This is a genomic window from Natrinema soli, assembly GCF_028618695.1.
In genome coordinates, this window is the sequence record NZ_JAQIVI010000031.1 from 1 (window position 1) to 15,164 (window position 15,164).

The window sequence follows — 15,164 nt, forward strand, 5'->3', positions numbered from 1 at the left end:
CCAACCCCTGTTGTCCTGATTCACGCACAGGGGCTTCAAAGCAGGATTTTCATAGAGTCATTCTATGACTCCCTGATCCCGCGTATACTGCCTTCTCGAGTGTCCTGTTGACTACTGACATCTATCTGTCGAGCGTCCACGCCGCTTCCTCCGTCAGAACCGTTTAGCTGTTCAACGCTCGGATCACTCTCAAGAAGCAAGACCACCAGACCGAGAGGGGCCAACCTTACACACTGGGGAAAGCCCGGCAGCACAGCGAGCTCGAAGAGAGCGAGCGAGCAGCCCGGAACCTGGAGGTGGGCGGGTGATCGTGGGAGGGCGGTGCTGTGCGGGGCGGTCCGCCCGTCGTCCCTCCCTGCATACTCACCTACCTCATCTCACCACTCCCGTCCTCCCACTCACTCAAACCGCACCGATTCCCTACCTTCTGTATGGTTTCCGGATCCACGACTTCATCGAACCTGCCCACGCTCGCAGCTGTACCCGGATCGCTCGCCGCAGATCCTGCCGTAGCACCGCCACTTCCGAGTAGTACGATCGCGCACCCCTTGGCAATTCGTGGAACCGTTCCTGGCACTCGAGACACGTGTACTCGAACTCTGCCCGGACGTTGTTCTGGTGTCCCTCGAGTTCACCCGCTTCGCTGTAGTGGAACTCCTCGTACACAAGCTTCTTCGAGACAAACTCGCGACCGTCACACCGCGGACACTGGTCCATCATCAGCGGCTTGTCTGCCCCCTGCCTCGAGACAGTACTCGAACTCATCGATGCTGCCCCGACCTGGTCACCCCCAGTGCTGGCCTCGGCTTCCTCGGCTGTACTGTCGGCTCCGTCCGCTGTGGTATCAGTCTGGTTTGCTTCTGATTCGTCTTCCTCGCCTGGCGCTGTTCCTTCTCGAACCCAGTCGTCGAATTCCTCGCTTAGGATCTGGTCGTCGTTCTCTGCGTCTTCCGTCTGGTGTTGATCTGTCCAGCTCATATCCCGCTCACCTCTCTCAAGTGGGCGAACAACACCGCCTCGCGTTCGCCTAACCTAACGTCTCCCCTGCCACTCTATGTCTAACACCATCACGATCGTCCAACCTCACGTCTGGCTCCGTTTCCAGTTTGATCACTCCGAGATCGACAAGCTGGCGCAGCATCCGTCCAAACGCCGACTCCGACGAAGACACACTCGGCTGATATTACGCACCTCACCGTAACTACGAGAGCGTTCCTCAGCTTTGAATAAGAGCGACTGGGAAAGTCATACAGAGTGCGTTGCTCGGATCGGTGATCTCAAATGCGCTCTAGCTGGGAGTAAATTCCATCTTTACAATATTTTTAGACAAATAACATCTAAAGGATGGGATTTCAACAAGACTGATTCAGCAGAATTTGAGCCATTCAGATCCACTGTAGTCTTTGGCGTAGCAGGGGCGGTGCACCAGCTCGTCTCATGGATTCAGTGTGGCCTTCTCAAAGTGCGGACTTACTACAGCGGTCGCACTCAGCTGCGTGGCGGGCCTGACGAGTGTCTGGGCTTAGATCCTATGAATTAAACCGCTACTCCTATGATTCTGATCGATTGGGAATCCGCCATTGATTGATCCACACTGGTACTCAAATGCTATTGATGGCGCAACGATACGTTCACCCACATCTTCAATGGGGAGTAGTCCTGAACCCCTCTCCTCAGAGAGTCAGCGTACTCATTGACTTTCTGTTGTGCGTATGGAGGCATTCATTAGCATGCCACCAGGGCGGTGATAGCGATGCTTGATCCGGTATTGGCAAGCCGTATCCAGTTTGCTCTCACGGTTATCGTTCACATCATTTTTCCTGTGGTGAGTATGGGGCTTGCGCCGTTCCTCATCTACTTCACGTGGAAAGATATTCGCTCAGATAATGCTGTTTATGAGCAACTACGCCGCTTTTGGACGCGGATTTTTGCCGTGAGCTTTGCCACTGGAACCGTGACCGGACTCGTGCTTGAGTTCGAATTCGGAACGAACTTTGCTGCTTTCTCGACGACTGCAGGTGAACTGTTTGGTGGGCCACTCGCACTCGAAGGAATGATGGCGTTCATGTTGGAGGCGACCTTCCTCGGTATCTTCGTCTTCGGTCGAGAGCGGGTTTCAGACCGATTGTATTTCTTATCAAGTGTTGCCGTCGGTCTCGGAACGTGGCTCTCGGCAGTTTGGATCCTCATTGCGAACTCCTGGATGCAGACCCCCCGTGGATTCGAACTGGTGAGGGAGGATGGCCAGCCGATCGTCCATCTCGTAGATCCGATAGCAGCCTACCTGAACCCCCGATTTCCGTGGATGTTCGTACATATGCAGAACGCGGCTGTTGAATCAGTAGCTCTTATCATGGCTGGTATCGCTGCGTACTACGTTTTTCGACATCACATCTGGAAATACCCCATTGATAATATCGAATTCTGGGAAACAACGCTGAAAATCGCTCTCGTTGCCCTGGTCATCACGGCACCGCTCCAAGCGATTCATGGCGATCTCTATGCTCGACATATCGTTGAAACGCAACCACAGAAGTTCGCTGCAATGGAGGCGATCTGGGAGACTGATTCGTACGTTCCCGAATACATCGTTGCTTTCCCGACAAGTATTCAAGATCTCTTGGACCCACGCGCGAAGGAGATTTTCGGATTCGGAATACCAGGCGGTGCCTCATGGCTTGCCAGCGGCGGTGATCCACAAGCGACGATTCAAGGTCTCAATGAGTTTGAAGGCCCCCAGCCACCTGTTGCCATCGTCTTCTGGTCGTTTCGAATCATGGTTGCTCTGGGGTTCTGGTTCATTCTGCTTGCGTTCTGGGGCGTCTACCGCTGGTGGAGTGGCGAACTGTATGAGGATGATCTTCTCCACAAAGCGCTCATGCTATCTGCACCGTTAGGACTTCTCGCTGTCGAACTCGGGTGGATCGTTACGGAGGTCGGCCGGCAACCGTGGGTCATTCAAGGTGTGATGAAAACAAGCGATAGTGTCTCACCGGGGCTTACAGGTGCCGAGGCGACGGCTACCCTTGTCGGCTTTGCGATCGTGTATCTCGGCTTGATGACTCTATATACGTATGTTATCGTGCGTATCATCCGTGCCGGTCCACCGGATGGGGACGAACTTACTACGACGGAGAGTTCGTCACCGCCACAATCCGAGGTGAGTATAGATGACTGACGTCGGCACTCTCGCAAGCGACACGCTGTTTGGGCTTCCCCTGGCCGACATCTGGTTCGGACTCGTATTTTTCATCCTTGGAATGTTTCTCTTTCTCGATGGGTTCGATTTCGGTGTCGGAATTCTGTTTGCGACTCGAGACGATAAACACGAGCGCGAGCAGTTGCTCGCAGCCATCACGCCGTTTTGGGACGGTAACGAAGTATGGTTGGTTGTGTTCGGCGGCGCATTGTTCGCAGCCTTCCCAGCCGTGTATGCGAATCTGTTCAGTCGTCACTACTTGCTGATGTTCGCTATTCTTGGGGCACTCATCCTCCGTGGACTTGCACCTGAGATGTACGAACAGCGTGAGGACGAGCCATGGCAAAAGTGGTGGGGGCGAGCGTTCATCGTCGGAAGCTTCACGGCACCGTTTTTCCTCGGTATATTCATAGCGAACTGGTTGCTCGGTACAGCGGCCCTTATTACGCTACCAGGAATTATCGTCGGCCTGATGGTTGTCGCACTGACTGTCGTTGACGGTGTTGCATTCCTCCGATTAAAGACGCGTAATGAGTTGCGAGACGATGTTCGAACAGACGGATCTCGAGCTCTTGTACTGTACCTCATACTAGTCGTACTGACACTGGGTGTCGTTTATATTACTGCACCTGAACTGCGATCGGCCTTGCTATCACCCTTAGTTGTGGGCCTTGTCGTAGTGAATCTCGTTCTTACTGGAATCTATGCGGTAGCAACAAGCTCCAATCGCTACTATGAGGCGTTCATTGCTAACGCAGGACTTGTTTTTACGTTGGTCAGCATTATTGCCAGTTTGATGTATCCACATATCGATCGTGGTGGAGGACTGACTGTTGAGGAAGCTATTGTTTCAACGTTACCGCTTAACATCATGTCAATCGGAGCGGCGCTTTTGTTGCCGCTGATCTTCCTCTACTTTGGCGTCCTTTACTCAGTGTTCAGTGGTCCAATAAAGGCAGATGAATCATACTAATGACTGAGAATAACAATTCAATCGTCGAAGATAGCAATCCGGCCAGTAGCAATGCATCAAAGCCCCGTCTCAGTTCACGAATCTTGATAACATGGATTGAATTGCTGATCGTTGGAATCGTCGGTGGTCTATTTGGTACCACTATCGGCGGAGCTCCAGGATTCATTGTTTATCTTACCACAACCGTGCTCACGGTAGGGATTATTTTCTACAATGTAAACGAACTCATCAGAGACTGGATACAGGCTATCCATGAGACGAACTAATAGGCTTGGAAATATACAAAATGTTGGTTGATCTGTTGGAACCAACTCGAAAATACTGTCATCTACCAAGAAAGGGAAAATAATTGTCCACTCTTCTGTACAAAATGAGAATAGATGCGTATAATGGATCTCAGATTATACAATATCCGCGGCAGTAGGATTAGTCGACATCCTGATAACCACTATTTGTATCTGGGCCAAAACTGATAGACGGAGCTTCACGTCTTCTCCGCTACTCTTCGCTCACCACCGCCCTCGAGCCCCACCCCACCGTCGACGTCCTCGTCCACAGCCACATCCCTCCCCTCGAGGAGAGCAACCCACACTGTACCACCTCCCCTCCAGGTCCACTCTTTCCTCGAGCTCCCCCCAAACTCCCCGTCACGGCCTGGCTCCTATAGTAGAATCTGGAAGTCTTTGCAGTACGTGCTAACGTAACCAACCGCTGTCCGTCAATCCTCACCGATCCATCGGGAGCTGTGAGCAAAAACTTCTGGAGATTACTATAGCTTGTACGTTCCTCCCACTCTCACCTCTCCTCAGCTTCATCTCCAGTCGCCTGCCCCACTCCCCTCCACTCCGATCACCACACACCACCCTGTTCTCCGCCCTTCACTCGTTCTCCAGACCTCACTCTCTTCTCTCCCCACGCCTCGAGCACCATCCTCTCTCTACTTCTCCCACCCCTCTTTTTCTCTATTGGCTCCTCACATTCTGCTCTCTTCTCAACGTTCTCTCACATCTATTACCTTGTCTCACACCTCGTCCTCTCCCACCTCTCTACCGCTCTCCACTCTCCCACTGATCGTATTCTAAAAATGCTTCTCACTCCTCTCTCATTTCCCTTCCGACCACCCCCTTGTTACTGCCTCTGCCTTCCACCCGTTCTACACCCAACTCAATCCCTCCATTCTCGAGTCCACACACTCCTCCAAACCTCACCTCCAGTTTCTGATACATACACCTTCCCTTGCCATCTGAACTCTCCACGTCTCACTACCCGTCGCGCACACCTCTGTTTCTGCATACCTCCCCATTCCTTTGGACGAAAAATCGTCATTCACGACCGTCTTTACGGCCCCAGATCTCTTTAAAATACCGTCGGGCATATCTAAGGCTGTAACAACATGCTCGACGAGCCGCCGTTTTCGGGGAAGAAGCCTAAAAATGCTCGACGAGGGGATCAAACCGCTGGTATCGGCTGAATCGGTAAATTAATGAAAATTAGTTGACTGTGGGATTCCCAACAAGTTGTTGGAAAAGGACGGGGGAATTTGGATTAAATCGGGTTTTTAGCAGTTTTAGGGCTCAGAAAATGCCCGACGGGATGTAGTCATTGAGATCGTATTTACAATAAATATATTTCATATCTTGTATGGTTGCGTGAGAAAAGACGCTCATACTCTGTCTTTAGATCTTATAATATCCACCGAAATAATAGAGCTGTGAACAGGTGCTTTCGATCAAGGATTTGCGCCTGTATCGTTAGAAATAATCATTAGTTTGCTCGAGTTGGTCGTACATGTCGTCGGGGAATGGGAGGCTCCCGTAAATTGAGTAGGGGCACTGCTCTTTGCCGATACAGTACCGTTGCATATCGTCATTATTACAATTCATCGGCAGGGGCGTGTTCCCTTCGGGGCCAATTCCTCGATCGCCCCGTCGGGCTTCGTACTTGATCTGGTAGGCAGAGATCTCTGGATCGAACCATGGCCACCGGCTGAACAGATCTTTGAGTTCATCAGTGATCGCGTCGACGGATTTCTTGCGATACTGCGGAAGCCACATCACCATCCGAACGAGATTGAAGAGGTCTTTTCGGACTGGTTTCTCCTCTTGGAGCCGCTCATCCATCGCAGCAAGACAAGGTAGTTCAAACAGGTCTTCGAGGTCCGTAATCTCGAGTGGCCGCGATCCACCACCCGAGTGGCCGATCCGATACGTATTGATGCGGTCACTCCGATCGACTGTCACCGATCGATGTGATGAGTGATCTGCAAGCGAGTTCCCTACACTTCGAGGGGTCGACAGCTGTGTGAGCTGGGTTCGTTCACTCTCGTTTTCTGGTTCGTATACCTCGAGCGCGTCGGACAACTCCTGAGCAGTATGAAACTCGCCGATCTGAGTCTGGGGTGACGCTCGCACCGCATTTTGGAGCAGTCGGACGATCTGCTCGCCTTGATCCCAGTTTTTCCACACCTTCTCGTACTGGCCGATCTCGAGGGCGTAGTCAGTCCGCTCGGAGATCGCCGTCTCGTGGTCTCGGAGCCACTTGCGTTGTGGCTCGCCGAGTTCATCCTCTTGGACTGCCTGTAGCCGGCCAAAACACCGCTTGGCGTACGATCGATAAGTGTCATGGAGGTGGTCGAGCGGAACGTAGAGATGGTTGTTCTTAACCTGCGTTCGAATCTCGCCCGTCTCATCGCTACTTGTGGCTTCGGTGGATGCTCGCGCGAGACACTTTCGAGAGGCAGCCGCCATTGGGATTTCCACGTAGAGATCGGACTCATTTCCGGCAGTCTCCTCCTCGTCGAATTCGGGCATCGGTTTGACGCCCGTACAAACGCGACCCGGGTGGGGACCGTCCTGACTGGGGCCTTTCGCGTAGAGGACCTCAGCCATCTCTTGGTAGAGCGTCGGATCGTCGTACTCATGCACAAGTGCGAGGAGATTGGTCGCGAACAGCTCGCGGATGTTGTGAAGGACTTGATTCCGACGAGGCGGCGTGTCCTCGAAGCGTGGTTGTTCACTCACGCAAACTGTACTGAGAGTAGCCAGCAAAACGAGCGTGGCGGGCTCATCGACGAACGGGTACTTGAGCGGACGGTTGCGCTGGGAGCTCTTGAACGCAGCAGTCCCGAACCGTTCGATATCCGAAAGCAGTGTCTCTCGATCTGGTGTATTATCAACGACGTAGCGGTCGTACCCGCGGGTGAACAGTCGAACGATCTCGTTATCGGTGTAATTGGTTGGGATCGCTGCAGCGAGGTAGGCATCTCGGTCAGTCTCTCGTGGGTCAATCATGGGTGAGTTCACTCTCCGTTTCAAGGAACTGTGGTCGGGCTTCCGTTCGCGGATCGAACGCTGGGCTCTCGATCGGCTGGACGACGCGACAGACGTCAGCGTGCAACGAGTAGGGCATGCGAAGCAGACGACTCCGGTCGGCGGTCACAACCGGATCGATCGGAATCTCGAAGCGCTCGAGCAAGAGGTCGTTGAGCACTTCTCGGCTTTTCTCGTCGTATCCGTATTCAAGATCGTCGTCGAGCAGGTAGACGTGAACGCCTTGACCGGAATAGACAACCATCGTCTCCTCGGCAGCAAACACATCCGTGAAGAGGTCTCGTGTTTCGAAGCCGTACTCGATCGCACGGTCGATGTCCTCGAACGTGTAAGGATACTCCGCCGGATCGGCACCACAGATACTAGATTCGGCGAGTAATGCGTCGTCACGACTCGTATTTGCCGATTGGATCTCGAGGTCGTTCTCATCAAGTTCGCGTTCAGCGCGTGCTGTCGCGATGTCTTTCGCATCGATATCGATTGCGAGGACCCACGGTCGGTCCCAATTGTCTAACCCGTAGTAGACGCCATCCGAAATCGGATCACTCTTCTCGAGCAGATCGGGATCAGCCAAGGCGTACTCACTTCCCTGGAATGGGTCGTACCGTGCGGGAGATTGGATGAACGAGACGAGTTCCTCGAAATCGCTGAAGTTCTGTGCAATCGGCTCGCCATCTGAGTCGGTACGCCACGTCGGCCGTCGAATGAAGTCACGATCGGGGCGCTCCGCTTTGCGGATCGGATGACGCTCGCGGAAGCTGATCCCGAACTCTTTCGGTGCCGTTGGTGTGATAAACGGCGGCAACTGGTCTATGTACTCGGGAAACTCCTCAGTGTAGAACGCGTAGATCTCGTCGCAAGTTGCTTGTCGCCAACTCATAAAAACCTCCTACGGTCGCTGAGAGGCGTGTACTGCGATACGGAGGCCGAAACGACACATATCTCCAAGTGTAAACCGCACCCTGACCCATATATCATTTGTCGGTCACTTCGTCTTTGAGTTTCCGGAACGTCTGAACCGTTGTCATCCCATCAGCCTCAAACGGCTCAATCTTCTCTTGAATTTTCACAATTGAACGCGCAGCCCGCCCGTTCACGGTGTCAGGAAGCCGTCCTGCATCGGCGAGTACATTCGCGATCTCTTGAGCGTCATCACGAGACGGGAACGCCCACACGGCATCCGCGTCGACCGCAGCCATCTTCTCGTAATCACTCACAACTGCCTCCGCGTTATTTGACGTCATCTCTACTTCTCCAACCCACACGAGTTCGTCATCAACGTCGAACGCGGCAACGTCGAACACCGTCTCCGAGGACTGCTGATAGTATCGCTCCACTCGATCGACCTCTTCGAAAGTCTCGAGCCAGCACACCAGGAGTTCGACTCCAACTTTGTGTGGCGTCTTCTCTCCAAGATCACCAATCCCCGGTTGGGCGGTGACTGTCTTATCCAGAAGCTCTCGGCCAGCGGGCAGGACCGTATAGTACGGTCGTCGATCTACTTTCTCTCTCTCGAGCAGCTCGAGTTCGATCAACATGTCAACGTCAACCCCATCAAGGTCCTCTTGCAACTCCTCCATCCCTTCCAACAGCGTGTAATCCGGGAGGTCACGATTCATCGCGTCGAGGACGCGTTTGAGGAAGATCGCGTCGTCTCGCGAGAGCCCCCGCCGCCGGAGTTCACGGTCCGAGACTGGACATTCCTCTTCGTCCGTGGATGGATCGAAGAAGGCGGCTCCATTTGCAACGCCAACTGGATCATCGTCGGGAGTCTCCGCGTCACTGCTATCGTGACCGATCTCGCTGACGTCTGTCTCAGCTGTGAGATCGTGATCATCTCGATCATCGTGCTGATCGTCGGCCCCATCGTCAGGGCTGGTCTTCTCGAGCGGCTGCTGGCCGTCTGCGTCCTCACTCTCTTCGTCGAACGCCACCGTCACTTCACTCTCATCTTCGTCCAGCGCTGGCGGTGCGCCAGCACGCCGATCTGTGTCGCTCCAATTCGACCACTCCATCGCGTCCTCGTGGGTCGGCACGTACAACCCGTACTCCTCCTCAGTCCGCTCGAGCACCTCCGGCAGAAGCTCTTCGTCGAACTGTTGCTGTTCGGCCGCCGTCAACGGCTCGTCGCTTTCTGGGTGCCCGCTTACGATCGGGGGCGAGTGCAGAGTCAACGGCGCTGGTCGCTCCTCACCGAATCCAGGGGAAACGAGTTTCGTGAACCACTCGCCCGCTGCCATCCGATTGTTCCGGTTCCGGACATCCTCCACAGACAATTCGTCGTGCGTGAACGTCTTCGCGAACCGGTCCTTCATCGAGATATCACCGACCATTTTCGTATGCACCTCCGTTAGCAGTTCCTCATACGCACCGGTCCCATTGTGGAACTTCTTGACCTGCTCGGGGTACTGCATGATGAACCCGAGGCTCAGTCCCGACGATCGACCCTGAGGGAGCAGTTGATCGGCGACCAGTTCAGTCGCGACGAACGGTGCAGCCTCTTCCATGATGACGTTGACCACGTTCTCAGGGTTCGTCCGCCGCCGTCGTTGGATCGAATGCCACAGATCACTCAGCATGACTGTGGTGAACCCACGCTGGGCGTCGAGCGTGAGATCGCCGAGGTCGAACAGAATCGTGACATCTTCATCAAGAAACTCACTGAAGTCGAAGTGGGTCTCCTGCTGGTGGAAGCCGTAGAGATCGTCTCCGGTGGATTCGGCTTCGCGCCCGGGTTTGTGTCGAAGCATCCAATGAAGGTGTCGATCCTCTTTCAGTTTGTTCAGCCGGTTCATCACCGCCCCCATCGTCGTGTCGAACTGGTTCTCGTCCTTTGCGAACTGCGCGGCGAGTGAATCGTGGATGTCGGCATTGATCTCCGAAACCTCCGGCAGTTCCTGATGACGATGCATTCGCGTCGCGGCCTCGACGAGATCATCCAACCCGAAGACGTCGTCACCGTGTTTCGGATCGAACAACGCTTGGATCAGGAACGTCAGAATTTCGTTCGCCACGAACGCCTGTTCGTACTTCTCCGCTCCCATGATCATCCGCATCAGTTCGTGGAAGTGGTCGACTTTCTCCTTGACTGCTGTCTCTCGATCATTCCCCTCAAGCGCTGATCGAATATCGAAGAACGAGATGGCTGGCAGTGTTCCTGGCTCGCGGAAGTAGTACACGTCGTCAAGATTCCCGAATTTCTTGTAGTGGGCCATCAGGTAGTTCTGACACATGTTGTCGCCTTTCGGGTCGAAGAGGACGTTCGGCCCGGGTGTCGTCTCGGCGAGTGAGCGCAACATGTGGTACGTGACTTGGCTCTTCCCGCTCCCAGTCGCGCCACAGAGCAACCAGTGGCGCGACTGACGGTTCGGTGGTAACCGAAGCGGCCCCTCGACGGCACTGTTAGCGTCCTGGCCGAGAACCATTCCCGTGGTGTACTGGCGGCGTTGTGCAGTGTCCAACCCGGGGAGGGCCGTGCGGCTTTCGGGATTCGCGTGCGTTTCTTTGACTGCTTCATCAGTCAAATGCTCGGTACTGGGGACGATGACCATGTTACAGAGTTCGGCGGGATCGAGATGGAGGTCGGGTTCGGAGCGGCTCACCCGCCCACCAGCGACGACCTCACCCTCGAGAAACCGATTAAAACAGCGTCGCGACTGCTTGCGCCGACTGCGCTCGAGAACCCCTTTCTCGTGGAGGGGTTCACTCTCGAGTTTATAGTAGTCACCAGCAAGCGGATCGAACACGGTACTCAGGTTCCGTAGGTTGTGTTCGATTGCGGATGTATCACTCAGAGTCGAGTTCGTGGGGATAGTCACCGCCCGCAGGTTGGTCGTGAACGTATGTCCCCAGTCTTCGTTTTTGATCTCGGCGATTCGCTCAGATCGAGATTCACTGAGTGACTCTGACCGCGATGAGGACGACTCACTATTCTTTGGACCGCGTAGAAGCTCTTCAAGGGCTATGGCGGCTTCACCCCACAGCGTTTCGCGCCCCTGTTCGATTTCGTCGATGTGGTATTCACCCTCTTTCGTCAGATCGGGCTCACCTTCGAACGCGGCCTGGAAGACAATGGGGTGATCGGTGGTTGCAAAGTGATCGATCAGCACGGTCAGCGGCGCGTGTGAGCTCGCCTTCGTCCGATCGTCCTCACCCATCTGCCCATCGAACTTCTTGATCGCCGCCATTGGATCTCCACTGCCGGTCCACCGCAACCCATACGGTTCAACCTCATCCGGATGTGGCCGAGCGAGTACTCCCTCACCAGTGTCGACCGGCGTCTCGAGGGAGAACGTGAGCGACCCTGGATCGCGGTTTTCTGCATTCTCTTTCGCACGGAGTGTATCGAGGTCAACATTCGGGAGTTGCGTGCCGAGTGGGTGACTGGAATCAGGATCAGAACCTTCTGTATCGGACGTAGAATCGAAAGCCTCCGTACTGGTGCTCTCTTCGGCAGTGCTGTCTCGATCGACCTGCTCGTTCATGGTCGTCGCTCCTCCATCAGCAAGCGTCGGTTTGGAGCCACGGACACGAACAAGCGCCTCGACTTCCGCGGGCGTACACTGGAGCGTGCCGTTCTCGAGGGCGGTCTCGAACTCGTCGTACGAGTACTGCTGTGGAGTGATGAGCTTCTCCGCAAAGTCAACAGTCATACGTTCGATTTCCACGGAGTCGGGGTAGGCCGAGTTGAGCCGATCGTAGAGCGTGGACAGGTGTTGCTCGCAAGTGTAGTAGAATTCGATCGGAGAGTCCGTCCCGTCGCTGTAGATCACAAACTCAAACGTGAGCGGATCGGGATCCGAAAGCGGGTTGAGCTGTTGCCACCACGACAGTCCACCTCGTCGGACGTCGTGCAAGGGACGGACCTGGTTGATGACTTCCGGTGGCGCTCGTTCGCCCGTCGATGGAACGACTCGGATGTACTCTTGGGTGCGCTCGAGCGGCGAGCTAGCGGACGCCTCAAGCTCGAGCACTCGTTCGTGAAGCTCTATTGGATCCTCGATCGCCCAGCACTGGATTTCGGGCGACGTGTGGTCGAACGCACTGAACGTGACAGTGCCATACGACAGCAGCTGGCCGATGAGCGACTGCTGAAAAGTGGTGTCGACGACACGGTCGAGGTGAAGCTTCGTGAATCCATCGCCACGAATTCCCCGCGTGCGGACGTAGAGTTTCTCCGACGTGAGGACGTACGTCGTGCGAAACGCCCGAACAATCGGACGCACACCGATCGCGACGCCTACCAGGCCAACCAGAATGGGGACAGCACTCAGCCACCAGAGTGGAATCTCGGCAGTGATGAGTGCTGTCTCGAGCGTGTAGGGCTCGAGTCCGACGAGCGACGGTCCTGTTGTGACCCCGGCGATGCTCTCGGTCGCAAGAGCGAGCGCGACCGCCACGAAGCCGAGTGCGACCAAATACGTCCGAAATCCGCCTCGAAACAGTGGTGTGCCGGTCCACTGCACGTCCAGGTCGGAGACCTGCTTCACTTGCTCGTCCTCTGCAACGATCCACTCGAGCGACTCAGCGTCGCTGTTGGGGGTACTCTTGGTTTTCTCAGTCGTCTGCATCGGTTGTCACCTCCGTGGTCGAAGAAGCATCACCACTCGCTATCGCTGGTTCACACATTGTACTGGCAGCATCAGCCCACTCATCAAGCAGCGTGAGCGGGATCGACGTCTCCTCTGAAAGAGACTCAATATCTGCCACAGCGAGCTCGCCAACCGTCTCGACACCTGCGTCGGCGAGATATCCTGCGTACGTCTCGCCGACTCCAGTGATCGTGGAGAGATCGTCACCTCGATCTTCTGCCGCTTCAGCACGTGACTCCTCTACTGCTTCTTCATGCGGTTCCTCCGCTCCCTCATCTGCAGCTGCTGTTGCTCCTTGATTGGCCTCAACAGTCTCACTAACGTCTCTTTCGTGATATTCGGTCTCCACATCGGCTCGCTCCCGATCGGCGTGCTCGACGACCGCCTCATCGGTCTCGGGCTCCTTGTCGATCTCATCCAGATCCACCTCCTCGAGTACCGACTCCGGAATCTCGTACTCATCGAGTCGGTCCTCTGCGGCAAGGAATCCGGCGTCGTCGGCGTCGATATACCGGTTCTCGGCGAGATACTCCCACGGATCGAGATCATCGTCGAGGACGCTGACTTCGTAGTCGTTCACGTGGAGTGCGAGTGGTTTCGACCACTCATTGACTTCGAGCAAAAACTCCGAGTAGCCCCCGTCTTCGCCAGTCTGGGCCGTCGTCAGGAACGTTTGCTCCGAGGGGGTGAGGTCGTGGAAGTCGATCATCTTGTTGCTGACCGACTCGTGGTGGAAGATTTGCTTGATATCACAGAGATTGTACACGTTGCGCGCTTTCTCGGCGGCCTCCTTGGTCTGGTCGTCCGATTGGGCGACGAACTCATCGACAGTCTGAGAAATAAGCGTGATTGCGGTATTGAAGTGGCGACTGTGCCGGATGAACAGATCGATCATATCTGTCGTCGCCTCCCGCCGCAACAGGTAGTGCGCCTCGTCGATCGTCACCTGGGTCCGGCGGTCGTGATCACTGGCCGCTCGCTGGTAGATCCAGTCGAACATCACGTGCATGAACAGTGGTGCCTGCCCTGTGTCGGCAAACATCGACATGTCGATGACGACTAAGCGATTGTCGAGTTCGACGTTCGTCCGGCCGGTCAGATTGTCGTTCTCGCCACCCTTCTGAAACGCCTCGAGACCCAGCAGCAATTGATAGGCGTACTGCTCGTCACCATCCCGAAATCGTGTCTCGAGCTGGTCAATCTCGGGCCACACTCGCTCGTTGTTCGCATCCTCGTGCAGTTCCAGGAATTCCGATGGCAGGCCACCGTCGGCGATTTCCGCGAGGATATCAAGGAGGTCCTTGATCGTCGGGCTTGTGTTCTCGTGGGTCGCCGTCTCTTCCGTGATACCGTACTGGAGGTAGGCGAGTCGGACCGCTCGCCGCAGGATTCCTTCCTGTTCCTTGCTCAACGACTGTTCGGCCACCGCCGAGAAATGGATGCGAAACAGCTCCATCACCGACCGCAATTTCTTCTTAAACGGATCGTCCACAGCGTCGTCGATACCGCGCTGGATCTCGAGGGGGTTGACTGTGTTATCGCCGCCGAAGCGGATCACTTGCCCACCAAGATCGTTCGCGAAGTCGACGAAGTCTGCAAGCGGATCGAGAACCAGCATCTCGATTTCGGGATCCATCATCAACCGATGGTACATCTCGTGTTTCTCGGCGAACGTCTTTCCGGAGCCCATTGTGCCCGCAATCGCTTTCGAGTACGAGGAGAGCTCGTATCTGTCGAGGATTACGGGTGTATCAGTCGCGTCAAATCCATAGAAGATCCCCTCAGGATCGGTGATCACTGGCTCGATAAACGGAAACATCGTGCCGATAGCAGTCTCCTGCATCAACTGAGTCGACTTGATCGAATCGTCACCAAGCGGGCCGAGTGCGTCCTGTGATTCGACTTGCCGTTTCTCGAGGGGGACTGCTTCCGCGTTCGCGGTACTGAGCGAATCGACGACGCGTTCGGTTGCTTCGTTGAGTTCCTGTTCGGTGTCGGCGACCACTTCGATGTAGATCGCGAAGTCGAACAGTTTCGTCTCCCCGAGGATGATATCCCAGATCAACTCCTGG

General features: G+C 55.1%; 9 protein-coding genes. 3 read left to right on the forward strand and 6 right to left on the reverse strand.

Going from position 1 to position 15,164, the window contains the following annotated elements:
- Positions 1-420: 420 nt before the first annotated feature.
- A complete protein-coding gene (locus tag PGX04_RS02100) occupies positions 421-978 on the reverse strand; it encodes a hypothetical protein (protein WP_273737007.1) in 558 nt (185 codons plus the stop codon).
- 775 nt (positions 979-1,753) lie between these two features.
- Between PGX04_RS02100 and PGX04_RS02105 the strand changes: the two genes are divergently transcribed.
- The 3 genes from PGX04_RS02105 to PGX04_RS34325 are packed head-to-tail and all read left to right on the forward strand — an operon-like array spanning position 1,754 to position 4,438.
- Positions 1,754-3,178, forward strand: coding sequence for a cytochrome ubiquinol oxidase subunit I (locus PGX04_RS02105; RefSeq protein WP_273737008.1), 1,425 nt, complete (start codon positions 1,754-1,756; stop codon positions 3,176-3,178).
- Positions 3,171-4,172 carry a cytochrome d ubiquinol oxidase subunit II gene (cydB, locus tag PGX04_RS02110; protein WP_273737009.1) on the forward strand — a complete coding sequence of 334 codons (1,002 nt, stop codon included), beginning with the start codon at positions 3,171-3,173 and terminating at the stop codon, positions 4,170-4,172. The genes PGX04_RS02105 and cydB overlap by 8 nt, the downstream gene beginning before the upstream one ends.
- Positions 4,172-4,438, forward strand: coding sequence for a hypothetical protein (locus PGX04_RS34325; protein WP_273737010.1), 267 nt, complete (start codon positions 4,172-4,174; stop codon positions 4,436-4,438). Before cydB ends, PGX04_RS34325 begins: the two co-directional genes overlap by 1 nt.
- An 825-nt stretch (positions 4,439-5,263) precedes the next feature.
- Here the strand turns inward: PGX04_RS34325 and PGX04_RS02120 are convergent.
- From PGX04_RS02120 to PGX04_RS02140, 5 genes are all read right to left on the reverse strand, one after another.
- Entirely contained in the window at positions 5,264-5,398 is a 135-nt protein-coding gene (locus PGX04_RS02120) for a hypothetical protein (protein ID WP_273737011.1), read from the reverse strand.
- 525 nt (positions 5,399-5,923) lie between these two features.
- A complete protein-coding gene (locus PGX04_RS02125) occupies positions 5,924-7,462 on the reverse strand; it encodes a primase-associated protein (protein WP_273737012.1) in 1,539 nt (512 codons plus the stop codon).
- The gene (locus tag PGX04_RS02130) at positions 7,455-8,381 is read right to left on the reverse strand and encodes a bifunctional DNA primase/polymerase (protein ID WP_273737013.1); all 927 of its coding nucleotides are present in this window, start codon (positions 8,379-8,381) and stop codon (positions 7,455-7,457) included. The genes PGX04_RS02125 and PGX04_RS02130 overlap by 8 nt, the downstream gene beginning before the upstream one ends.
- A gap of 94 nt (positions 8,382-8,475) precedes the next feature.
- Positions 8,476-13,071: a helicase HerA domain-containing protein gene (locus tag PGX04_RS02135; RefSeq protein ID WP_273737014.1), complete on the reverse strand. Its 4,596-nt coding sequence runs from the start codon at positions 13,069-13,071 to the stop codon at positions 8,476-8,478.
- Positions 13,058-15,164 (reverse strand): helicase HerA domain-containing protein (locus PGX04_RS02140; protein ID WP_273737015.1); only part of this gene is annotated, 2,107 nt, incomplete at its 5' end. The genes PGX04_RS02140 and PGX04_RS02135, both read right to left, overlap by 14 nt.

Excerpts from the sequence above, each read along its gene's own strand:
- PGX04_RS02100 (WP_273737007.1), bottom strand. The coding sequence starts at position 978 with ATGAGCTGGACAGATCAACACCAGACGGAAGACGCAGAGAACGACGAC.
- PGX04_RS02105 (WP_273737008.1), top strand. The coding sequence starts at position 1,754 with ATGCTTGATCCGGTATTGGCAAGCCGTATCCAGTTTGCTCTCACGGTT.
- cydB (WP_273737009.1), top strand. The coding sequence starts at position 3,171 with ATGACTGACGTCGGCACTCTCGCAAGCGACACGCTGTTTGGGCTTCCC.
- PGX04_RS34325 (WP_273737010.1), top strand. The coding sequence starts at position 4,172 with ATGACTGAGAATAACAATTCAATCGTCGAAGATAGCAATCCGGCCAGT.
- PGX04_RS02120 (WP_273737011.1), bottom strand. The coding sequence starts at position 5,398 with ATGTATCAGAAACTGGAGGTGAGGTTTGGAGGAGTGTGTGGACTCGAG.
- PGX04_RS02125 (WP_273737012.1), bottom strand. The coding sequence starts at position 7,462 with ATGATTGACCCACGAGAGACTGACCGAGATGCCTACCTCGCTGCAGCG.
- PGX04_RS02130 (WP_273737013.1), bottom strand. The coding sequence starts at position 8,381 with ATGAGTTGGCGACAAGCAACTTGCGACGAGATCTACGCGTTCTACACT.
- PGX04_RS02135 (WP_273737014.1), bottom strand. The coding sequence starts at position 13,071 with ATGCAGACGACTGAGAAAACCAAGAGTACCCCCAACAGCGACGCTGAG.